The organism is Ottowia sp. SB7-C50 (genome assembly GCF_033110285.1).
In the GTDB taxonomy this organism is placed as follows: Bacteria; Pseudomonadota; Gammaproteobacteria; order Burkholderiales; family Burkholderiaceae_C; genus Ottowia.
The window spans coordinates 1,178,594-1,202,115 of the sequence record NZ_CP136995.1; the positions used below are offsets into that span (position 1 = coordinate 1,178,594).

Genomic DNA, 23,522 nt, shown 5'->3' on the forward strand with positions numbered 1-23,522 from the left:
TCAGCACGCCGTCAAGCCGTCGTCCGGCGCCGCCCGCTGCAGCACGGCATTGGCCATGTCGTGGCGCGACGCAAAGCCGTGGCGGCGAATCATCTCTTTTGAATAACTCTTGAGCGTGTGCAGCGACACGCCCAGGCGCTCGGCCAGCGCGTGCGGGTGCGGATGCCGCAGTGAATTGACCAGCAGGCGCCGTTCCTGCGGCGACAGTTTCCAGTGCGGCAGCCGCCGCGCCAGCGTGATGTCGGCTGGCTCCAGGTGGCGCAGATGCACCACGGCCGTCGGGTCTGTGCTGTGCACGGGGGCGCCCAGCAGTTCGAGGCGGAATTCGTACTCACCCGCCTGGCCGCGCAGCCGGCGCGGCGCAGCGTGTGGTGCGGGTGCGCGCTGGGGCGCTGCCCGCAGCGCATCCAGCAGGTCGTCCATCACCTGCGCGGGCAACGCATCCACGTCAGGCGCCAGCCATGCCGTCGCCCCCGGTTCCGGCGCGGCGCAGCGGTACAGCATCTCGCGCGCCCCATCACCCATGCCGATGAAGCGGCCGCGCCCGTCAACCACCACGCTGGCCCGCCGCAGGCCCACGCGCGCAATGCCATCGTCGTCTTCCGCCGCCGGCTGCCGACGACCTGCCAACGGCTGCAGCACGTCGCGCGCGCGCCGCAGCAGCCGCTGCTCGGCGTCGCTGAAGGGCCCGTGCGCGGCACCCCGGTGCAGGTACAGCAGTCCGCAGGCCTGGCCCGTCGCGTCCAGCAGGGGCGCTACCATGCTCCAGCGCGTGCCCAGCGGCTGCAGGATGTGGCGGTACAGCGGGTTGTCTTCATAGCCGGGCTTTAGGCACAGCGCGCGGCGCGATTCGCCGTCGGTGCGCACCATGGCCTCGACCGAATGCAACGCCTGCGCCGTCTCGCGCGCCGCGCACAGCCAGCCCATCACATCCGGCGAAAAGCGTTCCGCGAAGATGGCGCCCGAACGAAGCGTGCGCGGCGCCAGCGGCGTGAAGGTGCCGTAGTCGGCCCGCAAGCCCTGCCGCAGTGTGTACAGCACCGAAGGCATCAGCACATCGACCGAATAGGGCAGCGTGGCCAGCAATTGCAGGTGCGCCAGCCAGGCTGAGGGCCGCAGCAAGGCATCCATCGCTTGATGGGCCCCCGGCGCATGCCCATCCGTGGCGCCCGACGCTCGACGCATATCACACCCCTTTCGATCAATGGGCCGGCCTTACCCGCCCGTCCATCCACATGGTATGTCATAGGTTAATACTTAAAAGAACCCAAAAAAGGTACGAACCGGTCTGGCGCGTGTGATTGCCCCTACCCTCCATGTGGCAAAAAACGCCAAACCCCCCTCCCAGGCGGGGTACCGGAATGTGCTTGGCGTGGACATCATCGGTATGGAAATGTCCATAAAGCGCGCGACCCACGCGCTTCGTGGAGTCCTGCAACCCCCTCCTGGCCGATGGAGATCGCACGCCATGACAGTACCAACCGCCCCGGGCCATCGCTGGCACGCCCGCTCCTCTACGCGCTTGTGCCGCTGGCTGGGCGCGCTGGCGCTGGCGGCTGGCACCGCCGCCGCCCAGACCGCACCGCTGAACGACACCGGCCAGTCGCTGTGCTTTGACGGCAGCAACCGCGTCGCCTGCACCACCGCCAACACCGGCGACGCGGCCGCTTACCCGCGCCAGGACGGCCGTTTTGGCCGCGATGCGCAGGCCACGGCCAACGCGCTCACCAAGGTGGGCGGCGGCGCGGCCGGCTTTGACTTCACCCGCATCTGCTGGAACGGCGCCGCGGAAGGTACGGCCAGCTGCACCGGCGCACTGGTGGCCAACGGCACCGGCACAGCCGGCGCCACCGCCGCCACCGACTGGGCCTGCACGCGCGACAACGTTACCGGCCTTGTCTGGTCGCTGCAAACGCAAAGCGCCACCTGGACGACCGCCGCCGCCATCACGTACCCCAACGCCGGCCACAACAGCGCCAACCGATGCGGCTTCAAGACCGGCTGGCGCCTGCCCACGCGGCGCGAGCTGCTGTCCATCGTGCATTACGGCGCCCAAAGCCCGGCCATCGATGGCAATTACTTTCCCGGTACGGTCAGCAACTGGTATTGGACCACCGACGTCGTTACGCCCGGCACCGCCCGCGCGTGGTTCGTTGACTTCGGCGGTGGCGGCACCTTCGCCGACAACAAGTCCAACCCCTACCGGGTTCGCCTTGTGCGAAGCGGACAGTGATTTGACTTTTTGACCCGCAAGAAGTGCGCGATGTCTGGCTACCGGCAACTGCCTCTGTTCAAGACGGCGATGGATCTGCAGCGAGGCCGGTGAGCTCATCCCCATTTTTTCGATCGGTTCAACCTCTTTGAGTGGCGGTCTTATGAACTTCAATCTCTTTACCCAATTCCGGGCTGCGGCCGTGCTGACCTTCTGTGCGCTGTGGATGGGCGCCGCCGCGCAGGCGGCTTTTACCGTCAACAGCGATGGCACCGTGACCGACAGCGCCACCGGCCTCATCTGGGACCAGTGCACCTATGGGCTGAGCGGCGCCGGGTGCGCCACCGGCACGGCCTTCCACTTCTACACTTGGCAAAGCGCCCTGAAGGCGGCCGCCATGGCCAACGCCGCCAATTACAAATCCCTCAACGACTGGCGGCTGCCCAGCGTGAAAGAGCTGGAATCGCTGGTCAAGCTCGAGGCCGCGAGTCCAAGCATTGACGGCACAGCGTTTCCCAACACGCCGGCGGCCTCGTTCTGGTCTTCCACGGTCCACACGCCCAACACCGCCTTCGCGTGGGTCGTCGACTTCAACTACGGCGACGCCAACGCCACCTACCAGAGCGTTCCCTTCCGTGTTCGCCTGGTGCGCAGCGGACAGTCATTTGACCTTTTGAACCCCGTGTACACCGTGGGCGGCGCAGTCAGCGGCCTGACCGGCAGCGGGCTGGTGCTGAAATTGGGCACGCAGACCGCGGCCATCAGCGCCAATGGCGCCTATGCCTTTGCCACCGGGCTGGCGCCGAATACGGCGTATGCCGTCAGCGTGCAGACGCAGCCCAGCAGCCCGGCGCAGCAGTGCACGGTGAGCAACGCCAGCGGCAGCATGGGCGCGGCCAACGTCACCAACGTGAACGTGAGCTGCGTCAACGCCTACACCGTGACCGCCAGCGCCCCCGGCGCCGGCAGCGGCGGCACGCTCAGCTGCAGCCCCGCGACGGTCGCCAGCGGCAGGACGACCACCTGCACCGCTACCCCCGACATCGGCTGGCAGACCACAAGCATCAGCGGCTGCAATGGCACCGCCACCGGTGCCGGGGTGAACAGCTTCACCAGTGGCCCCATCAGCGCCAACTGCACCGTCACCGTGAGCTACCAGCCGATCCGCTACGCCGTCACCGGCACTGCCAGCCCGCCGGTCGGCGGCACGGTGACGTGCCCGAGTAGTCCAGTCACGCACGGCCAGACGGCGACATGCACCGTCACCACCAACGCCGGCTTCACCCTGAGCGAGGTTTCAGGCTGCGGTGGCACGGCAGGTAGCGGCGCGTCCTACACCACCGGCCCGGTCACCGCGGCCTGCGCGGTCACGGCCAGCTACACCGCCATCACCACCTTCAGCGGCACCACCGTGCCGCCGGCGGGTGGCACGCCCGGCCCTGCCAGCGCCAGCTTTACCGGCGGCGGCAACACCTGCCGGTTTGATGTGGCCAACACCGCCTTCATTGCCGCCCCGGCGCCACCACCGCCGGGCCAGACGCTGCCGCAGGGCATGTTCAAGTTCAAGCTGATCGGCTGCGACACCACGCCGGTGACCATGAGCGTGACCTGGCCCAAGCCCGTGCGCGGCTACACCAAGTACGGCAAGGCTAGCAGCGGCGCTGCCGCCAGCAGCTACTTTGCCCCCACCGCGCTTGCCGTAAGCGGCCATACCGCCACCTTTACCGTGGCCGACGGGCAACTGGGCGATGACGACTGGGCGGTGAACGGCAGCATCGTCGATCCGAATGGCCCGCTGGAAACCGTGGCCAGCGCTGTCACGCCGGTGCCCACGCTGGGCGAATGGACGCTGATGGCACTCGGCCTGGTGCTGGCCGGGCTGGGCGTCGGCGGGCTGGGTCGGCGCAAGCTGCAGTGAGCGTCAAGAGTGCCCCCAGCGCCTGTACGTCAGGCGCGGGGTGCTTATTGAATCGGCGCAGTGCCGCAAGGCAGTCGCTTTGGCTGCATGATTGAAGCTGGCCACAGCCGCTGGGTTGGCGACGAGCCTGAAGCGGCGCATTGCCATCGTCTGCACGCTCAGACAGGCCACCCGACGACGCAGGCGGCGGGCATACTCGGGCCATGCCCCGCCTCATCTTCTTCTGCGGCCACGCCGGCACCGGCAAGACCACGCTGGCCAAGCGCGCGCTGCCGGTGCTGCACGCTGCCAGCGGCGAATCGTTCTGCCTGCTGGACAAGGACACGCTGTACGGCGACTACAGCTCGGCGGTGATGGGCGTACTGACGGGCGACCCGAACGACCGCGACAGCCCGCTGTTTCTGCAGCATCTGCGACACCCTGAATACGACGGCCTGCTGAAGACCGCGCGTGAAAACCTGGCGCTGGGCGTGAGTTGCATCGTGGTCGGCCCGCTGTCGCGCGAGGTGCGCGACCACCGCCTGGCCGACCGCGCCTGGCTGGGCGTGGGCGACGACGTGCGGGTCGACATCGTGTGGGTGTACCTGCAGGAGCAGCAGGCGCAGCAGCGCATTGCCGCGCGCGGCAACCCCAACGACGCGTGGAAGCTGGCGCACTGGGATGACTACCGCACGCGCCTGTTCATGCCGCGCGCCGAGGACTATCCGGAGCTGCGGATGGTCGACAACAGCGGCGCGCCGGGGCCGGTGTTTGATGCGCTGATGGCGGCGCTGGGTTGATCGGCGGGTTGGACATCGGCCGCCAGGTTCTGGGCGCTGCGGCCACGGACGTCATTCCCGCGTAGGCGGGAATCCAGGATGTTGCACGGCCCCTGGTGGAGGGAGGCATGGATTTCCGCCCCCGCCTTCGCGAGGGCAGGCTCTGCGCGGGAATGACGGGATTTGTGGGCTACCTTTGAGGACAAAATGGGCCGCCAGCGCTTGTCCCTAAAGCGCCGACAGCTATCAATAACGTAGTGCTGCCGCGACCTGCCCGCCTGGCGCGGGTCAATGCTCGTCCACCGCGGCCGCCCCCGCCGCCTTGATGGGCCCGCCGCGATCCAGCTGCCAGAAGATGGCCGCCGACGCCATGGTCATGGCGCCGATCAGCACCAGCGCGGCACGAAACGCCGGCAGCGCCTCGGCCCCGGCGCCGGTGTGCAGCCAGGCGGTGAAGGCGTGCAGCAGCGCGGCCGCGCAGGTCACGCCCAGGCTCATGCCCAGCATCTGCACCATCGAGAACAGGCTGTTGCCGCTGGCCGCGCGCGCGGGCGCCAGGTCTTTCAGCGTCACCGCGTTCATGGCCGTGAACTGCATCGAGTTGACGGCGCCAAACAGCGCCAGCTGCACGATGCGCAGCGGCAGGGGCTGGCTGGGCGTCATCAGCGCAAAGCCGGCGATCATGGCGCCCAGCAGCAGCGTGTTGGTGACCAGCACGCGCCGATAGCCCCAGCGCGTGATGATGCGGGTGACCAGGCGCTTGGTGGCCATGCTGGCCATGGCCACCGGCAGCATCAGCATGCCGGCCTGCGCGGGCGAAAAGCCCATCACCAGCTGCATCAGCAGCGGCAGCATGTAGGGCATGGCGCCCGAGCCGATGCGCGCGAACAGGTTGCCCAGCACGCCCACGCGGTAGCTGTGGATGCCAAACAGCGCCGGCGAAAACAGCGGCGCCGGGCTTTTCAGCGCGTGCAGCCAGTACGCCGCCAGCGCGGCCAGGCCGACCACCATCAGCAGCACCACCAGCGTGCGTGCCCAACCCAGGCCGCCCATGCCGTCAAGGGACAGCGAAATGGCCACCATCGCCACCGCCAGCAGCGCATAGCCGCCCAGGTCGAAGCGGCCGACGTCGGGCGTGCGCAGGTTGGGCATCAGGCGCAGCGTGGCCAGCGCGCCCACCAGGCCGACCGGCAGGTTGATGAGAAAGATCCAGTGCCATGAGGCCACTTCCACCAGCCAGCCGCCCAGCGTGGGGCCGATCAACGGGCCAACCAGGCCGGGGATGGCGACAAAGCTCATCGCCGCCAGGAACTGTTCGTTGGGGAAGTGGCGCAGCACCGTCAGCCGCCCCACGGGCAGCAGCATGGCGCCGCCCATGCCCTGCAGCACGCGCGCGGCGATCAGCTGCCCCAGGCTGCCCGACGCCGCGCACGCCGCCGAGCCCAGCGTGAACAGCACGATGGCCAGCAGAAAGATGCGCTGGGTGCCAAAGCGGTCGGCCAGCCAGCCGCTGGCCGGAATGACCACCGCCATCGTCAGCGCGTAGGCCACCACCACCGCCTGCATGCGCAGCGGGCTTTCGCCCAGGCTGCGCGCCATCGAGGGCAGGGCGGTGTTGACGATGGTCGAGTCCAGCGTCTGCATGAAAAAGCCGATGGCGACCAGCCACAGCAGCGCGCGGGGCGACGTGTAACGCGGGCTGGCGGACGAAGGCGGGGTCATGGGTCGGGGTGTCGTCGCATCGGCGCCAGTGCTACGACATCGTAACAATAAACAGTATGATGCCCCCGTGCACCCCGAACCCGCCCCCGCCCTGCAGCGCGCCCGGTCGCTGTCGGCCGCCACCGAGCGGCTGCTGGCCGACCGCATCCGCGACGGCACGCTGGCCGCAGGCGCCAAGCTGCCGCGCGAGGCCGACTTGATGACCGAGTTCGGCGTCAGCCGCACCGTGGTGCGCGAGGCCATTTCGCGCCTGCAGGCGGCTGGCATGGTCGAGACGCGCCACGGCATCGGCAGCTTTGTGGTGGGCCTGGGCGACGCCAGCGCGTTCCGCGTGTCGGCCGGCCAGCTGGGCACGCTGCAGGACGTGATTGCCGTGCTTGAGCTGCGCATCGCGGTCGAAACCGAATCGGCCAGCCTGGCGGCGCAGCGGCGCACGGCCGAGAACCTGGCCGCCATGGCAGCGGCGTCGGCGTCGTTCGAGGCGGCGGTGGAGGCGGGGCGCGACGCCGTCGGGCCGGACTTCCAGTTTCACCTGGAAATTGCCCGCGCCACGCAGAACGCGCGCTTTACCGACCTGATGAACACGCTGGGCGGCATGATGATTCCGCGCGCGCGGCTGGAAGGCGAGGGCGCGCCCGCGTCGGCGCAGCGGCTGGACTACCTGCGCCAGGTGCACGCCGAGCACCGCGCGATCCTGGTCGCCATCGAGCGGCAAGACCCCGACGCCGCCCGCGCGGCCATGCGCACGCACCTGGGCAACAGCCGCGAGCGGCGGCAGCGCATGCTGGTGCCGGCCAGCTGACGCCGGCGCGTTGCTTGCCCAAACCCCGACCAATTCGTCGCACCGGTTCAAAAGCCATCGGGTAAATACCGTTGAGGGCGAATCCGCCAAGTCATACGATGTCGTATTTGTTTGGTGAGATGGACGTGCGCTGATCGTCGGCGACTTTTCCTCGGCTGCCTGGATGCTCCTGAGCGGGCGCCCAGCGGATGGACACCGGTGCCGTCCGATCTGAAGCCAGGAGCGGTCGCGCCATCCCGGGCGTCCATCCAGAAGCTGGGTCCGCAGTAACCTGCCCCCTCATCCCGTTCTGCAAGGAGACAAGCGATGTTCAAGAAAGCGCTTTTTGCGGTCGCACTGGCCACCACGGCCGGCGCCGCGCTGGCCTGGCCCACCAAGCCGGTCACGCTGGTGGTGCCGTTTCCGCCCGGCGGCTCGACGGACCTGATTGCCCGCACCATCTCCGCCCGGCTGGGCGACAAGATCGGCGGCACCGTGGTGGTCGACAACAAGGCCGGCGCCACCGGCACCATCGGCACGGCGCAGGTGGCGCGCAGCGCGCCCGACGGGCACACGCTGCTGGTCGCGTCGCTCGGGCCGTTCGTGATCGCGCCGCACCTCATCAAGGCGCAGTACGACGCGCTGAAGGACCTGGACCCGATCACCGTCGCCGTGCAGGCGCCCAACGTGCTGGTGGTGCCCGCCGCGTCGCCGCTCAAGTCCATGGCCGACGTCATGGCCTACCTCAAGGCCAACCCCGGCAAGATGACCTTCGCCTCGTCGGGCAATGGCTCGAGCGACCACCTGACGGCCGAGCTGTTCTGGCAGCAGACCGGCACCAGCGGCGTGCACGTGCCGTACAAGGGCGGCGGCCCGGTGATGACCGACCTGCTGGGCAACCAGGTGATGTCCTCGTTCATGAACATCAACACCGCCATGCCGCAGATCAAGGCGGGCAAGCTGCGCCCGCTCAGCATCACCAGCGCCCGGCGTTCGCCGCTGCTGCCCGACGTGCCCACGCTCGAAGAGGGCGGCGTGAAGGACGCCAACGTGTATTCGTGGCAGGCCGTGGCGGGCCCGCACGGCATGCCGGCCGATCTGAAGAAGAAGCTGCAGACGGAGATCGCAGCCATCCTGAACGAGCCGGCGACCAAGGCCAAGCTGCTGGACCTGGGCTTCGAGATGGTGCTGAACACCCCCGACGAGTTCAGCAAGTTCCAGGCTGCTGAATACGGGCGCTGGCAAAGGCTGATCCGCGAGCGCAAGATCTCGGCCGACTGACCTGACGCGGCCCGCGCGCGGGCCCACGCCTGGCAAGCGCGTCAATCTGCCAGGCTTCAAGATAAATCGGCCGTCAGCGCTTGTCCCATCAGCGCAGGCAGCTATGTTAAATGTAGCAAACAGCGTGCGCCGCCACCCTGACTGAAACCGCCCCCATGAGCGCTCCCACCGTATCGCACATGCGCGTCGTCCCCGTGGCCGGGCGCGACGGCATGCTGCTCAACCTCTCGGGCGCGCACGCGCCGTTCTTTACGCGCAACCTGGTCATCGTGACCGACACGGCCGGCCACACCGGCCTGGGCGAAGTGCCCGGCGGCGAGAAGATCCGTCAGACGCTGGAAGACGCGCGCCCGCTGGTCGAAGGGCAGTCCATCGGGGCCATGCACGCGGTCCTGAACGCGATGCGCGAGCAGTTCGCCGACCGCGACAGCGGCGGGCGCGGCCTGCAGACGTTCGACCTGCGCACCACCATCCACGCCGTGGCCGCGGTCGAAAGTGCGCTGCTTGACCTGCAGGGGCAGCACCTGGGCCTGCCGGTGGCCGCCTTGTTGGGCGAGGGCCAGCAGCGCGACGCCGTACAGATGCTGGGCTACCTGTTCTTCGTGGGCGACCGCACGCTGACCGACCTGCCTTACGCCAGCGAACCCGATGCCGCCGACGACTGGCTGCGCGTGCGCCACGAAAAGGCCATGACGCCCGAGGCCATCGTGCGCCTGGCCGAGGCGGCGCAGGCGCGCTATGGCTTCCAGGACTTCAAGCTCAAAGGCGGCGTGCTGCGCGGCGACGAGGAGGTCGAAGCCGTCACCGCGCTGCACGAGCGCTTTCCTGACGCGCGCGTCACGCTCGATCCGAATGGCGGCTGGCTGTTGAAGGACGCCATTCGCCTGGGCCAGAAGATGCGCGGCGTGGTCGCCTACGCCGAAGACCCGTGCGGCGCCGAAGACGGCTTTTCGGGCCGCGAGGTGATGGCCGAGTTTCGCCGCGCCACCGGCCTGCCCACGGCCACCAACATGGTCGCCACCGACTGGCGGCAGATGGCGCACGCGCTGTCGCTGCAGGCGGTCGACATTCCGTTGGCCGACCCGCATTTCTGGACCCTGGCCGGCAGCGTGCGCGTGGCGCAGACCTGCCGCGACTGGGGCCTGACCTGGGGCTCTCATTCCAACAACCACTTCGACGTGTCGCTGGCCATGTTCACCCACGTCGGCGCGGCCGCGCCCGGCAAGGTCACGGCCATCGACACTCACTGGATCTGGCAGGACGGCCAGCGCCTGACGAAAGAGCCGCTTCGCATCGAGCGCGGCTACGTGCAGGTGCCCAAGAGGCCCGGCCTCGGCATCGAGATCGACATGGCCGAGGTGGAGAAGGCGCACCAGCTGTACCTGCAGCATGGCCTGGGCGCGCGCGACGACGCGATGGCGATGCAGTTCCTGCTGCCGGGCTGGAAGTTCGATCCCAAGCGGCCGTGCATGGTGCGTTGACCGTGCCAGTCGGGCACTGAATCCCAAGTTTTTTTATCAGGTAGACGAAACCATGACCCTCAATCGCCGCCAGGCCCTTGTGGCCGCCGCCTGTGCATTCACCGCCCATGCGGCCATGGCGCAGTCTGACTGGCCTGCCAAGCCGATTCGCCTGGTGGTGCCGTACCCGCCCGGCGGTTCGTCGGACATCATCGCCCGCGCCATCAGCCAGCCGCTGTCGGTGGCGCTGAAGCAGCCGGTCATCGTCGAAAACCGCGCCGGCGCCAACGGCAACCTGGGGGCCGACATGGTGGCCAAGGCCGCGCCGGACGGCTACACGCTGCTGCTGTGCGACGTCGGGGCGCTGTCGATCAGCCCGTCGGTGTACACCAGGCTGCCGTTCGACCCCTCGAAGGATTTGCGCGGCGTGACCATGCTGGCGTATTCGCCGCACCTGCTGGTGGTGCATCCGTCGGTGCCGGCCAACAACCTGAAGGAACTGGTCGCGCTGTCGCATCAGAAGGACCTGAACTTCGCCGTCACCGCCACCGGCAGCGCGCCGCACCTGGCGGGCATTGCGGTGGAGCGTGCCACCCAGGCACGCTGGCAGTACGTGCCCTACAAGGGCGGCGTGCAGGCCATTCAGGACACGGTGGGCGGCCAGACCCAGGTGCTGATGAACGGCATGCTGGCCACCTTGCCCCACGTGCAGAGCGGCAAGCTGAAGCTGCTGGGCGTGTCGCGCAAGACGCGCATGCCGCTGGTGGGCAACGTGCCCACGCTGGCCGAGCAGGGTATCGCAGGCTTCGAATCCGGCACCTGGCAGGGGGTGATGGCGCCGCGCGGCACGCCCGAAGCCATCGTGCAGAAGCTCAACGCCGAACTGATCCGCGTCATCCGCTCCGAAGACGTGCGCAGCCGGCTGGCCGGCCAGGGCGCCGAAGTGGTCACCATGACCGCCAAGGAGCAGGACGCGTTCTTCGAAACCGAGCGCGCCCGCTGGGGCAAGCTGGTGCGCGAAGCCGGCGTGCGTGCCGACTGAGCCGCGTCCACGTCCTGTACGCGTCTGGTGGGGCAGGGTACCGTGCCCGCCGCCCACACGCCGGCCGCGTTTTTGATGATGATCGACGGCGACCGTCATTGCTGCGCGCGCGTTGACCCGTCACGGGGCGAACGGGATTGCACCACCGTCGCTCCTTCATGAACGAATCGAAGACAACACCACGCCCATGAACAAGCCTCTCGTCCTGCAAGCCCTGCCGTTGCTGCCCTGGCTGGAAGAGCGCCTGCACGCCCTCTACGCCGTCACCCGCCTGCCGGCGGCCGGCGCCGAGCGCGATGCCTTTCTGGCGGAGCGCGGCGCGGATTTTGGCGCGCTGGTCACCTCGGCCGCGCACGGCGCCAGCAACGCGCTGATCGACGCGTTGCCCAACGTCAAGGTGATCTCCAGCTTCGGCGTCGGGTTGGACCAGATCGACACCGCGCACGCGGCCGCGCGCGGCATCGCCGTGGGCTACACGCCCGACGTGCTGAACGACTGCGTGGCCGACCTGGCCTTCGGCCTGCTGCTCGACATCGCGCGCCGGCTGAGCGAGGGTGATCGCTATGTGCGCGCCGGCCAGTGGACCGCCAAGCCGTCGGTGGCGTTTCCGCTGGGCGTCAAGGTGAGCGGTGCCAAGCTGGGCATCGTGGGCCTGGGCCGCATCGGCCGCACCATCGCACAGCGCTCGCAGGGCTTTGACATGCCGGTGCGTTACCACAGCCGGCGCCCGCTGGCCGATGTGCCGTGGGCGCACGAGCCAAGCCTGGTGGATCTGGCGCGCTGGGCGGATTTTCTGGTCGTCATCACCGCCGGGGGCGCTGAAACGCGTCATCTGGTGAACGCGCAAGTGCTGGATGCGCTGGGCCCGCAGGGATTTCTCGTCAACGTGTCGCGCGGCACCGTGATCGACGAAGCGGCGCTGCTGCGTGCCCTGCAGGACAAGCGCATCGGCGGCGCCGCGCTCGATGTGTTCGAGCACGAGCCGCGGGTGCCGCCCGAATTCTTCACGCTCGACAACGTGGTGCTGGTGCCCCACATCGCCAGCGCCACGGTGCAGACGCGCCAGGCCATGGCGCAGCGCGTGCTCGACAACCTGGACGCCTTTGTCGCCGGCCAGCCCCTGCCCAGCGCCGTGCCGGCCTGACCAGAGCGCGGCCAGGCCCCAGATCAGCGAACCGTTCCATTGGCCAGACCCATGCCCACCGACCGCCCACCCCTCGCCATCCGCATGCACGCGGCCGACAACGTGGCCATCGTCGCCAACGACGGCGGCCTGCCAGCGGGTACCGTGCTGCCCGACGGCCTGACGCTGCGCGACAAGGTGCCGCAGGGCCACAAGGTGGCGCTGACCGACATTGCAGCCGGCGGCGTGGTGCGCCGCTACAACGTGCCGGTGGGCTACGCGCGCCAGCCCATCGCCGCCGGCTGCTGGGTGCATGAGCGGCTGTTGGACATTCCGCCCGCGCGCGCGCTGCAAGGTCTGCCCATGGCCACCGTACCCGCGCCGGACTGGGCGCCGTTGCAGGGCTACAGCTTCGACGGTTATGTCAACGCCGACGGCTCGGTCGGCACGCGCAACCTGCTGGCCATCACCACCACGGTGCAATGCGTGGCCGGCGTGGTCGGCATCGCGGCGGAGCGCATCCGCACCGAACTGCTGCCGCAGTTTCCGCATGTGGATGGCGTGGTGGCGCTGGAACACACCTACGGCTGCGGCGTGGCCATCGATGCGCCGGGCGCCGAAATTCCGCAGCGCACGCTGCGCCACATCAGCCAGAACCCCAACTTCGGCGGCGAACTGCTGATGGTGAGCCTGGGCTGCGAAAAGCTGCAGCCTGACCGCCTGATCCCGCCCGGCACCATTGCGCTGCGCCCCGAAGGCCAGCCGCTCAACAACGTCTGCCTGCAGGACGACGCGCACGTCGGCTTCATGTCGATGATCGACGAGATCGTGCAGCGCGCGCGGCCCATTCTGCAGCGCCTGAACGCGCGTCGGCGCACCACCGTGTCCGCCAGCAAGCTGGTGGTGGGTGTGCAGTGCGGCGGCAGCGATGCGTTTTCGGGCGTCACCGCCAACCCGGCCGTCGGCGCCATGGCCGACCTGGTGGTGCGCGCTGGCGGCACCGTGATGTTCAGCGAAAACACCGAGGTGCGCGATTCGGTCGAGCAATTGACATCGCGCGCCGCCACGCCCGAAGTGGCCGAAGCCATCGTGCGCGAACTCGGCTGGTACGACGCCTACCTGGACCGCGGCCGCGTCGACCGCGCGGCCAACACGTCACCCGGCAACAAGGCCGGCGGCCTGTCGAACATCGCCGAAAAGGCGATGGGCAGCGTCATCAAGAGCGGCAGCGCCGCCATTGCCCACGTGCTGCCCCCGGGCGAAAAACTCAACGCCGACCAGACCGGCCTGGTGTTCGCCGCCACCCCCGCCAGCGACTTCATCTGCGGCACGCTGCAACTGGCCGCCGGCATGAACGTGCACGTGTTCACCACGGGGCGCGGCACGCCCTATGGCCTGGCCGCGTGCCCGGTGGTCAAGGTGGCCACGCGCAGTGACCTGGCGCGGCGCTGGCACGACCTGATGGACGTGAATGCCGGCCGCATCGCCGATGGCGAGCAAACGATCGAGGAGGCGGGGTGGGCGTTGTTCCACCTGCTGCTGGACGTGGCCAGCGGCCGCAAGAAGACCTGGGCCGAGCACTGGAAGCTGCACAACGCACTGGTGCTGTTCAACCCGGCGCCGGTGACCTGACCGGCGCACGGCGCGCGCCCCTGGCAGGCGCGGGCAGAAATTGGGGGGCACGCCAGCGCGTATGCGCTGCGGCCCCGGCCAGGTTCAGGCAAACACGCCCGCGGTGTCGGTCATGCGGCTGCTCACTTCGCCCAGGTGGTGCATCGTGTCACCGTAGGTCATCTCCAGCTGCGTGAGCTTCTTGAAATAGTGGCTGCCGGCGTATTCGTCGGTCACGCCAATGCCGCCGTGCAGTTGCACCGACTGCTGCCCCACGAAGCGCAGCGCATTGCCCAGTTGCACCTTGGCGCGTGACAGCGCCTGGCGGCGCTCGGCTTCGGGCGCGCCCAGCTTGAGCGTGGCGTAGTAGCTCATGCTGCGCGCCAGTTCAAGCTGCATCTTCATGTCGGCCACGCGGTGGCGCAGCGCCTGGAAGCTGGCGATCACCACGCCGAACTGCTTGCGCTGGTTCATGTATTCGACGGTGAGCTTCAGCGTCTGGTCCATCGCTCCCACGGCCTCGGCGCACGTGCAGGCGATGCCGACGTCGACCCCGTAGGTCAGGGCTGGCAGCCCATCGGCGCTGATGAGCGTGGCGGGCGCGCCGTCCAGCAGGACATCGGCGGCGCGCGCTTCGTCCTGCGTCAGGTAGCCGCGTGTGTTCACACCCTTGGAACTGCGCTCGACCAGGAACAGCGCCAGCTTGCCGTCCAACAGGGCCGGCACGACGAAGGCGTCGGCGGCATCGCCGGCGGGCACGATGTTCTTCTGGCCCGTCACGGTGTAGCCGTCGCCCGCCTTGGCGGCCTTGGCTTCGCACACGTCCAGCTTGTAGCGCGCCTTGCGTTCCTGCTGGGCCAGCACCACCAGGGCTTCGCCGCTGGCGATCTTGGGCAGCCAGGCCTGCTTGACGGTGTCGCTGCCGCAGGCGTTGATGACGGCGCTGGTAACGAACGCTTGCGTCAGCGGCTCGCAGACGATGCCGCGGCCCAGTTCTTCCAGCACCACCATCGCCTCGACCGGGCCCATGCCCATGCCGCCGTATTCCTCGGGCACGTAGATGCCGGCCAGGCCCAGTTCGGCCAGTTCGTTGTACACCGCGCGGTCAAAGCCGCCGGCCTTGACGATCTGCTGGCGGCGCTCGAAGTCGTAGCTTTTTTCGACCCACTTGGCAACGGCTTCGCGCAGGGCCTGCTGGTCGTCGGAAAAATCGAAGTCCATTTTTGTCGTCCTTTTGTCTTGCTTTTGCTCCTTCCCCCTCTGGGGGAAGGCGGGGATGGGGGTCACTCTGGTATTGACGAAACGCAGCGGCCCCCGCCCCAACCCTCCCCCGGCGGGAGAGGGGGTGAATGCCCTCAGCCCAGCACCGTCTGCGCGACGATGTTGCGCTGCACTTCGTTGCTGCCGCCGTAGATCGTGGTCTTGCGGTAGTTGAAGAACGTCGGCGCCAGCGTGGCGTTGGCCACGTCGCCACCCGGAAAGCCCTGCAGCCCCGCGGCGGCGGCCTGGTCGCCCTGCCAGCCGGCGTCCATGGCTTCGTGGATGTAGGGCAGGCTGTAGGGGCCGGCGGCCAGCATCATCAGCTCGGTGTAGCGCTGCTGGATTTCGCTGCCCTTGATCTTGAGCAGGCCGGCGATGTCGAGCGGGTTCTTGCCGCTCTTTTCCATCGACAGCACGCGCAGCACCATCATCTCCAGCGCCACGATGTCGACTTCAAGCAGCGCGATCTGGTCGCGGAAGCGCATGTCGTCGTACACGCCTTCGGCCTTGGCGATGCGCTTGAGGCGCTCCAGTTCGCGCTTGGCGCGGTTCACGTCGGCGATGTTGGTGCGCTCGTGGCTCAGCAGGTGCTTGGCGTAGGTCCAGCCCTTGTTTTCTTCACCAATCAGGTTCTCGACCGGCACCTCGACGTTGTCGAAGAACACGTCGTTGACTTCGTGGTCGCCGTCCAGCAGCTTGATGGGCCGCACGCTGACGCCGGGCGACTTCATGTCGATCAGCAGGAAGCTGATGCCGGTCTGCGGCTTGCCCTCGTTGCTGGTGCGCACCAGGTTGAACATCCAGTCGCCATATTGGCCCAGCGTGGTCCAGGTCTTCTGGCCGTTGACGATGTACTTGTCGCCCTGGCGCTCGGCCTTGGTGCGCACGCTGGCCAGGTCAGAGCCGGACCCCGGCTCGCTGTAGCCCTGGCTCCACCACACTTCGCCGCTGGCGATGCCGGGCAGGAAGCGCTCCTGCTGCTCCTTGTTGCCGTAAGCCATGATGACCGGCGCCACCATCACCGGGCCGAACGGCACGATGCGCGGCGCGCCGGCCATGGCCAGTTCTTCCTCGAACAGGTGCTTCTGCACGGCCGTCCAGCCGGGGCCGCCAAACTGCTGCGGCCAGCCGTAGCCCAGCCAGCCCTTCTTGCCCAGGATCTTGGCCCAGGTCTGCATGTCGTCGCGCGTCAGGCGCTGCGCCTTGTGCACCTTGTCGGAAATCGACTTGGGCAGCGCGTCTTTGACCCAGGCGCGAATTTCGTCGCGGAACGCCAGTTCCTCGGGGGTGAATGCCAGATCCATCAGTTCGTCTCCTTGTCAGCCGGGGTTTTAGCACGGTCGGTCTCTTGTTCGCGTCCGGCGGGCGACAGGCCCAATTCGCCGCACAGCCACTGTACGGTGGCGCGCAGCGCGGCGACTTCGGCTTCCAGCGCGGAAATGCGGTCGTTCTGGCCGCCAGCGCTGGTGGCGTGAGCGCCGGCAGCTATCAATTCAGTAGCTTCAGCGACCGGCCCGCACAGCAGGTGTGCCCAGCGGTCCTCGCGCGCGCCCGGCGTGCGCGCCAGCCGCACCACCAGCGGGCCGCCCTTGTCGTCGGCGCGCTCGGCCAGTTCGTGCAAGAAACCCTCGACCGACGAAATGTCGGCAAAGCGGTGCCACCGCTCGGCGTTGATGCGCAATTCGCCCGCCGTCTGCGGCCCGCGCAGCATCAGCAGGCCCAGCAGCGCGGCCGACTGGTCGGGCACGCCGTACACGCGCTGAAAGTTGTGTTCGTACCGCGCCACCCGGCTGCCGTGCGACTCGACCACCAGGCTCGTCGCCTTCAGATCGTCCAGCGCTTCCTGCGCCTGCGCATCGCTGATCTGCATCACCGGCTCGCGGCTGGTTTTCTGGTTGCAGCCTGTGACCACCAGGTTGAGCGACAGCGGATAGGTGTCGGGCACCGTGCGGGCCTTTTCCATCAGCGTGGCCAGCACGCGGGCTTCTATGGGGGTGAGGGGGCGGGGCGGCATGCGGGGAGCATAGCGCGGGGCGGCGTAATGTCGCCGCGGCGGTTCGTTGAGGCGCCTTGCGACGGTCATCCCCTAAACGAGGTGAAATCAGTCCGTTGTCGTCGATTTGAGCAGAATTCTGGTCCAAAATGTTGAACGTCGCCTAATGATTGGCATGGCGGCCAGAACGTTTTCAAGGGATGAGTCGAACATGGCGATGAAGTATTTTGTACGCTGCGTCTGGCGCGCGTTGTTGGCGGTGGTGACTGCGTTGGGGCTGATGGCGGGCAGCGCCCACGCGGCGCAGAACGTGCTCATCCTGGCCACGCACGAAACAGCGGATGACGCGGTCGCTGCCAACACCAATGTTCAGGCTGAGTTCGGCGCCGGTGGCGCCAGCGTGACTTATCTGGATACCTTGGGCACGGCGGGCGCTATCACGCCCGCCACCTTCCTCACAGCGGCCGGCACGCCCTACGACCTGGTGGTGGTGATGTCGGTCTACAACCCGATCGATGCCGGCAACTTGTCGGCCATCACCACGGCCATTAATAGCCGGGCGGCCAACATGTTTGCCATGTTCATCGACGGCTGCAATGTATGTTCCGGCAACGCCAAGATGTGGGTGCCTGAATTGAACAAGGTGACGGCGGGCTCCATGACAGCGGGCATCGAGTACAACGCTTTCTTCGACTCGGGCCTCAATACCAATTCGCCCTATGCGTCCAGCTTTGCCGGACTCAATCCGCTGGCGGCGGGATATGTCACCTTGATCAACAATGTGCCCGCGAACAACGTGCTGTATCTGCCTGACGGCGTCATACCGTCGGCGGCAGGTTCCACCGCGTTCGGCGTGTTTTTCCCCGCGACGCAAACGGGGGGCACCTCCAACATGGGTGGCGGTGCCTGCTTGTTCGGTGCGGTGGATGCGACGCTGATGGCCCAACAATATGGCTCCAACAAGGACAAGTTCGCCCCGGCCGTGCTCAAGGCCGCTGCCACGCCGGACTGTGCTTTCCCCAGCGTGTCGAAGGCCTTCAGCCCCACCAGCGTGCCGCTGGGCGGCACCAGCACGCTGACCATCACGTTGTCGAATCCGCGCCTCGTGGCCGTCGGCGGTGCCCAGGTGAAAGACCTGCTGCCCGCGCCCCTGACCGTGGGTGGCGCGGCCACCACCACCTGCGCCGGCGGGGCGCTGAATGCGCCCATCGGCGGTACCACCGTGGCCATGACCGGGGGTCAAATCCCTGCGGGTACCGCTACCGCCCCCCGGGACCTGCACGCTGACCGTGCCGGTGTTGTGGCCCAACGCAACGGCAGGCAAAACAGCGTGCCAGGCGACCGCAGAGCCGCAGAACCCGGTCACTAATCTTATCAACCCCGCCCCGCCGGCCAACCAGTTCAGCACCACGGCCGGCCAAATGGGCACGGTAGCGTCGGCCAAACTGGCCTGCAACCCCGCGTTGCCGCCGGTGCCCCCGCCGCAGGCCACGCCCGTGCCGACATTGGGCGAATGGGCGCTGGCACTGCTGGTGACCATGCTGGGCCTGCTGGGTTGGCGCCAGCGTCCAGCGCGCCAGGGCTGAAGAAAAGGGCGGCGGCAGCGCCGCCCGGTTGTCGGGCCAGCGTGAACGGGGTGGGCTTTCAGCGCGAACGACGTTGTTGCACTGGCTGCTGGCGGCATGAATGGTCGGCTGCACCCTTGCAGGGGGCACGGTGGCGCGCCTCTCGCATAATCGCCCCCCCGATGAAGCACATCGTTATCCTGATTTCCGGCACCGGCTCCAACATGGCGGCGCTGCTGCACGCGGCGCAACGCGATCGCTGGGCCGAGCGCCTGGGCGCGCGGGTGGCGGCCATCATCAGCAACCGGCCGGACGCCAAGGGCCTGCAGACCGCACAGGCCGCGGGCGTGGCCACCGCGGTGGTGGACCACAAGGCCTACGACGGGCGCGAGGCGTTCGACGCCGCGCTGCAGGCGGCCATCGACGCGCATCAGCCGGCGCTGGTGGTGCTGGCGGGTTTCATGCGCATCCTTACGCCCGGGTTCGTGGCGCACTACGCGGGGCGGCTGGTCAACATACACCCCAGCCTGCTGCCGGCGTTTCCGGGTCTGCACACCCACCAGCGCGCCATCGACGAAGGCTGCAAGCTGGCGGGCGCCACCGTGCACCAGGTCACCGCCGAACTGGACCACGGCCAGATCCTGGCGCAGGCGGCGGTGCCGGTGCTGCCGGGCGACACGGCCGACACGCTGGCCGCGCGCGTGCTGACGCAGGAACACCTCATCTATCCCCGCGCCGTGGCCGATCTGCTGCGAAAAATGTAGCTGCCCACGCTGACCCGACAAGCGCTGGGGGCCCAATGAATGGCTGAACCAGCGCGCGATGCGACAATCGGCGCATGCATCCCAAAGCCCTGCTCGATGCCGCGACCGAACTGGTGCGGCGTGTTCTGTTGCTCGACCATCCGGCCGACGCGGTGGTGTCGCGCTTTTTTCGCGAACACCGCGCGCTGGGCCCGCGCGAGCGCGCCACGCTGGCCGAGACGGCGTATGGCGTGCTGCGCCGCAAGCCGATGTACGAGCATCTGGCGCGGTCGGGCAGCGGCTCGCGCGAGCGGCGGCTGGCGATCCTGGGCTTTCACGGCTCGCGCGACTTCCTGAAGGCGGCGCTGACCGGCCCCGAGCAGGCGTGGCTTGACGCGTGCGACGCCATCGACCGCGCTGCGCTGGCGCCCGAATACCGCCACAACCTGCCTGGCTGGCTGGTGGCGCCGCTGCGCGCGCAGGTGGGCGACGGCTTCGACGCGCTGGCCGATGCGCTGCAGGACACTGCGCCGCTCGACCTGCGCGTCAACACCTTGAAGGAAAAACGGGGGCAGGCGCAGGCTGCGCTTGCGCAGAGCGCTATTCAATCGATAGAAACGCCGTATTCGCCGTGGGGCCTGCGCATTGCCGGCAAGCCGGCGCTGCAGAAGCTGGACGTGTTCACGCGCGGCGCCGTCGAGGTGCAGGACGAAGGCTCGCAACTGCTGGCCTTGCTGCTGGACGCGCGACGCGGCGAGATGGTGACCGACTTCTGCGCCGGCGCGGGTGGCAAGACGCTGGCCATTGGCGCCACCATGCGCGGCACGGGGCGGCTGTACGCGTTCGACGTGTCGGCCCATCGGCTGGACAAGCTGGCGCCGCGGCTGGCGCGCAGCGGCCTGTCCAACGTGCACCCGGTGGCCATCGCCCACGAGCGCGATGAGCGCATCAAGCGTCTGGCCGGCAAGATGGACCGCGTGCTGGTCGATGCGCCCTGTTCGGGCCTGGGCACGCTGCGCCGCAACCCCGACCTGAAGTGGCGCCAGTCTGAAGCGGGCGTGCAGGAGCTGGTGGCCAAGCAGAACGCCATCCTGGACAGCGCGGCGCGGCTGCTCAAACCGGGCGGCCGGCTGGTGTACGCCACCTGCAGCGTGCTGCGCGCCGAAAACGAGGACGTGGCGGCCAGCTTCGGCGCCCGCCACGCTGATTTCAGGCCGCTGGTCGTGGCCGACTTGCTGACCGACCTGAAGGTGCCGTCGGCCGCCGACTTGTGTGCGCCCGCGCAGGCCGCCGATGGCGTGGCCGCCGGCCAGTACCTGCGCCTGTGGCCGCACCGGCACGGCACCGACGGCTTTTTTGCGGCGGTTTGGCAGCGGGCTTGAAGGGTGGCCTTTGCGCCACACGCAGGGCGCGAATGCACGCTGATCCGCGGCTACCTCGTGTTTCATTGACCTGTCGGCGGCACCATGCGTAGGCGCGTTCCTACAATGGGGGTTTGACGAACCTTTGTGTACAGGGGTGGCTCGAAAGCCTGCTAGGTTGGTCGCTGCGCGCTGCCCCTGTTTGTTTGCCTGAAAGACGCTGTCCTTGAACGCTTCGCTGCTTGATTCCTCGCTGTTCCAAACTGCCCTGAACTGGCTGGCCCACGGTGTGCTGGGCCTGGCCTGGTGGCAGGTGTTGCTGGTCGGGCTGGTGCTGACGCACATCACCATCGTCAGTGTCACCTTGTATCTGCACCGGCATTCGGCGCACCGTGCGCTTGACCTGCACCCGGCCGTGCAGCATTTCTTTCGCTTCTGGCTGTGGATGACCACCGGCATGACCACCAAGGCGTGGACGGCCATTCACCGCAAGCACCACGCCAAGTGCGAGCGCGCCGAAGACCCGCACAGCCCGCAGATCTACGGCCTGCGCAAGGTGATGTGGCAGGGCGCCGAGCTGTACCGCGCCGAAGCCAGCAACGAAGACACGCTGCGCCGCTACGGCCACGGCACGCCCGACGACTGGGTCGAGCGCCACGTCTACAGCCGCTGGTCGGTGCTGGGCGTGAGCCTGATGCTGGTCATCGACCTGGTGCTGTTCGGCGCGCTGGGCGCGGCGCTGTGGGCCATGCAGATGGCGTGGATTCCGTTCTGGGCCGCGGGCATCGTCAACGGCGTGGGCCACTACTGGGGCTACCGCAACTTCGAGGCGCAGGACGCGTCCACCAACCTGGTGCCGTGGGGCATCCTCATCGGCGGCGAAGAGCTGCACAACAACCACCACACGTACCCCACGTCGGCGCGGTTCTCGGTCAAGCCGTACGAATTCGACATCGGCTGGATGTACATCACGCTGCTGGGCAAGCTGGGCCTGGCGTCGCCCAAGAAGACCCCGCCGCGCCTGGCCTACGGGCAGGTGCGCCCGGTGGCCGATGACAAGACGCTGGAAGCGCTCATCGCCCACCGCTACGAAGTCATGGCCAGCTACGCGCGCCACATGCGCACCGTGTTCCGCCAGCAGACCCAAAGCGCCGGCGCCGCCAACGTCACGCTGCGCTCGGCGCGCCGCTGGCTGCACCGCGATGCCGACAAGGTGCCCGCCGCCGCCGTGCCGCAACTGGCCGAGGCGCGCGCCGCTTACCCGGTGCTGGACAAGATGGTCACCATGCGCGAAGAACTGCGCCAGCTGTGGCTGAACACCGGCCGCACGCACGAGCAGCTGGTGGCCGACCTGCAGGCCTGGTGCCACCGCGCCGAAGAAAGCGGCATCGCCGCGCTGCGTGAATTTTCACTAAAGCTGCGCGCGGTGCAGGTGGCCTGAGCTTTTTCGCACCTTCGCCCCACAGCCCGGCCGCGTGCCGGGCTTTTTCATGGCGCGCCGCGGCGTATGAAAGAATGGCCGCATGCAAGCGTGTGACGTGCTCATCATCGGCGCCGGCATCGCGGGCGCATCGCTGGCGTGGCGGCTGGCGCAAGGCGGGCGCCGCGTGGTGTGGCTGGAGCGCGAGACGCAGCCCGGCATGCACAGCACGGGCCGGTCGGCCGCCATGTTCATGGAAAGCTACGGCCCGCCCGGCGTGCGTGCCCTCACGCGCGCGGGGCGCGACTTCTACCTGAACCCGCCGCCCGGCTTTGCCGACGTGCCCCTCATGACGCCGCGCCGCGCGCTGTTCGTGGCCACGGCCGAGCAGCACGATGCGCTGGTCAACATGGCGCGCACGCTGCAGGCCAGCGGCACGCGGCTGACGCTATTGAATGAGGAGCAAATAATCCGCATGGCGCCAGCGCTCAGACCCGGCCTGTTCCCCGAAGCGCTGCTCGACGACAGCGGCTTCGACATGAACGTCGACGCGTTGCTGCAGGGCTTTCTGCGCGGCGCGCGGCAGGGCGGCGCGCCGCTGTTGACGGGCGCCGAAGCCGTGTCGGCCGCGCGAGACTACGGTGGCTGGCGCGTCATGCTGTCCACCGGCGACGCGGTGCAGGCCGCCGTGGTCGTCAACGCCGCCGGCGCCTGGGCCGACGTCGTGGGCGCGCTGTTTGGCGCGCGGCTGATCGGGCTTCAGCCGCGTCGCCGCAGCGCCTTCACCTTTCGTCCGCCCGCGGACGTGGACTGGGCCTCTACCGCGATGGTGTGCGACGTCGATGAGCAGTGGTACTTCAAGCCCGACGCAGGCCAGATGCTCGGCTCACCCGCCAACGCCGACCTAGTGCCGCCGCACGACGTGCAGCCGGAGGAATTCGACATCGCCCTGGGCATCCATCGCATTCAGGAAGCGACCCGCTTCACCATGGCGCGCCCCACCGCCACCTGGGCGGGCCTGCGCAGCTTCGTGCCCGATGGCGAAATCGTGATCGGCTTCGATCCGCTGCAGCCCGGCTTGTTCTGGCTGGCTGCGCAGGGCGGCTACGGCATCCAGAGCGCCGCCGGCGCCAGCTTGCTGGCCGCCAGCCTGATCGACGGCGCGCCGCTGCCGGATGCACTGGCGCGGCATGGCGTCGATCCGGGGGTGGTGGCGCCGGATCGCCTGTTCTGACGCCGCGCTGCAGCCTCATCCGCGAGCCGGTCAATGAG

At 68.4% G+C, this 23,522-nt stretch carries 20 protein-coding genes; 15 read left to right on the plus strand and 5 right to left on the minus strand.

What is annotated here, in order from left to right; all coding sequences use genetic code 11:
• Positions 1-1,131 carry a helix-turn-helix transcriptional regulator gene (locus tag R0D99_RS05665; RefSeq protein WP_317750408.1) on the minus strand — a complete coding sequence of 377 codons (1,131 nt, stop codon included), beginning with the start codon at positions 1,129-1,131 and terminating at the stop codon, positions 1-3.
• Positions 1,132-1,468: 337 nt separating this feature from the next.
• On the opposite strand from R0D99_RS05665, the gene R0D99_RS05670 reads away from it, so the two are divergent.
• The 3 genes from R0D99_RS05670 to R0D99_RS05680 all read left to right on the plus strand — a co-directional run bounded on the left by R0D99_RS05670 (position 1,469) and on the right by R0D99_RS05680 (position 4,909).
• Complete coding sequence (locus tag R0D99_RS05670) at positions 1,469-2,233, plus strand: DUF1566 domain-containing protein (protein ID WP_317750409.1); 765 nt, start codon at positions 1,469-1,471, stop codon at positions 2,231-2,233.
• Positions 2,234-2,375: 142 nt separating this feature from the next.
• Positions 2,376-4,130, plus strand: a complete 1,755-nt coding sequence (locus tag R0D99_RS05675; protein ID WP_317750410.1) for a DUF1566 domain-containing protein — start codon at positions 2,376-2,378, stop codon at positions 4,128-4,130.
• A gap of 203 nt (positions 4,131-4,333) precedes the next feature.
• A complete protein-coding gene (locus R0D99_RS05680) occupies positions 4,334-4,909 on the plus strand; it encodes an ATP-binding protein (protein WP_317750411.1) in 576 nt (191 codons plus the stop codon).
• Positions 4,910-5,176: 267 nt separating this feature from the next.
• Here the strand turns inward: R0D99_RS05680 and mdtD are convergent, their stop codons facing one another.
• Positions 5,177-6,610: a multidrug transporter subunit MdtD gene (mdtD, locus tag R0D99_RS05685; RefSeq protein WP_317750412.1), complete on the minus strand. Its 1,434-nt coding sequence runs from the start codon at positions 6,608-6,610 to the stop codon at positions 5,177-5,179.
• A 67-nt stretch (positions 6,611-6,677) separates the two neighbouring features.
• Between mdtD and R0D99_RS05690 the strand changes: the two genes are divergently transcribed.
• The 6 genes from R0D99_RS05690 (at position 6,678) to garD (ending at position 13,929) form a co-directional block, all read left to right on the plus strand.
• On the plus strand, positions 6,678-7,412 hold the full coding sequence (locus R0D99_RS05690; protein WP_416365972.1) for a FadR/GntR family transcriptional regulator: 735 nt from the start codon (positions 6,678-6,680) through the stop codon (positions 7,410-7,412).
• A 306-nt stretch (positions 7,413-7,718) separates the two neighbouring features.
• Positions 7,719-8,672: a tripartite tricarboxylate transporter substrate binding protein gene (locus R0D99_RS05695; protein WP_317750413.1), complete on the plus strand. Its 954-nt coding sequence runs from the start codon at positions 7,719-7,721 to the stop codon at positions 8,670-8,672.
• 155 nt (positions 8,673-8,827) lie between these two features.
• A complete protein-coding gene (gene gudD, locus R0D99_RS05700; protein ID WP_317750414.1) occupies positions 8,828-10,153 on the plus strand; it encodes a glucarate dehydratase in 1,326 nt (441 codons plus the stop codon).
• A 52-nt stretch (positions 10,154-10,205) separates the two neighbouring features.
• Complete coding sequence (locus R0D99_RS05705) at positions 10,206-11,174, plus strand: tripartite tricarboxylate transporter substrate binding protein (RefSeq protein ID WP_317750416.1); 969 nt, start codon at positions 10,206-10,208, stop codon at positions 11,172-11,174.
• Between the two features lie 187 nt (positions 11,175-11,361).
• Positions 11,362-12,318 carry a 2-hydroxyacid dehydrogenase gene (locus tag R0D99_RS05710; RefSeq protein ID WP_317750417.1) on the plus strand — a complete coding sequence of 319 codons (957 nt, stop codon included), beginning with the start codon at positions 11,362-11,364 and terminating at the stop codon, positions 12,316-12,318.
• Between the two features lie 51 nt (positions 12,319-12,369).
• Positions 12,370-13,929: a galactarate dehydratase gene (gene garD, locus R0D99_RS05715; RefSeq protein WP_317750418.1), complete on the plus strand. Its 1,560-nt coding sequence runs from the start codon at positions 12,370-12,372 to the stop codon at positions 13,927-13,929.
• A gap of 84 nt (positions 13,930-14,013) precedes the next feature.
• Here garD and R0D99_RS05720 read toward each other — a convergent pair whose 3' ends face one another.
• From R0D99_RS05720 to R0D99_RS05730, 3 genes are all read right to left on the minus strand, one after another.
• Complete coding sequence (locus R0D99_RS05720; protein WP_317750419.1) at positions 14,014-15,129, minus strand: acyl-CoA dehydrogenase family protein; 1,116 nt, start codon at positions 15,127-15,129, stop codon at positions 14,014-14,016.
• Positions 15,130-15,263: 134 nt separating this feature from the next.
• Positions 15,264-16,472: an acyl-CoA dehydrogenase family protein gene (locus R0D99_RS05725; RefSeq protein ID WP_317750420.1), complete on the minus strand. Its 1,209-nt coding sequence runs from the start codon at positions 16,470-16,472 to the stop codon at positions 15,264-15,266.
• Positions 16,472-17,182, minus strand: a complete 711-nt coding sequence (locus R0D99_RS05730) for a YceH family protein (RefSeq protein WP_317750421.1) — start codon at positions 17,180-17,182, stop codon at positions 16,472-16,474. Before R0D99_RS05730 ends, R0D99_RS05725 begins: the two co-directional genes overlap by 1 nt.
• Before the next feature lie 190 nt (positions 17,183-17,372).
• Here R0D99_RS05730 and R0D99_RS05735 point away from each other — a divergent pair, with 190 nt between their 5' ends.
• The 6 genes from R0D99_RS05735 (at position 17,373) to R0D99_RS05760 (ending at position 23,484) form a co-directional block, all read left to right on the plus strand.
• On the plus strand, positions 17,373-18,530 hold the full coding sequence (locus R0D99_RS05735) for a hypothetical protein (protein ID WP_317750422.1): 1,158 nt from the start codon (positions 17,373-17,375) through the stop codon (positions 18,528-18,530).
• 52 nt (positions 18,531-18,582) lie between these two features.
• Complete coding sequence (locus R0D99_RS05740; protein ID WP_317750423.1) at positions 18,583-18,747, plus strand: IPTL-CTERM sorting domain-containing protein; 165 nt, start codon at positions 18,583-18,585, stop codon at positions 18,745-18,747.
• A 161-nt stretch (positions 18,748-18,908) separates the two neighbouring features.
• Positions 18,909-19,490, plus strand: a complete 582-nt coding sequence (purN, locus tag R0D99_RS05745; protein WP_317750424.1) for a phosphoribosylglycinamide formyltransferase — start codon at positions 18,909-18,911, stop codon at positions 19,488-19,490.
• Between the two features lie 74 nt (positions 19,491-19,564).
• Positions 19,565-20,851, plus strand: a complete 1,287-nt coding sequence (locus R0D99_RS05750; protein WP_317750426.1) for an RsmB/NOP family class I SAM-dependent RNA methyltransferase — start codon at positions 19,565-19,567, stop codon at positions 20,849-20,851.
• 205 nt (positions 20,852-21,056) lie between these two features.
• Positions 21,057-22,271, plus strand: a complete 1,215-nt coding sequence (locus tag R0D99_RS05755) for a fatty acid desaturase (protein ID WP_317750427.1) — start codon at positions 21,057-21,059, stop codon at positions 22,269-22,271.
• Between the two features lie 82 nt (positions 22,272-22,353).
• Complete coding sequence (locus tag R0D99_RS05760; RefSeq protein WP_317750428.1) at positions 22,354-23,484, plus strand: FAD-binding oxidoreductase; 1,131 nt, start codon at positions 22,354-22,356, stop codon at positions 23,482-23,484.
• Positions 23,485-23,522 lie beyond the last annotated feature (38 nt).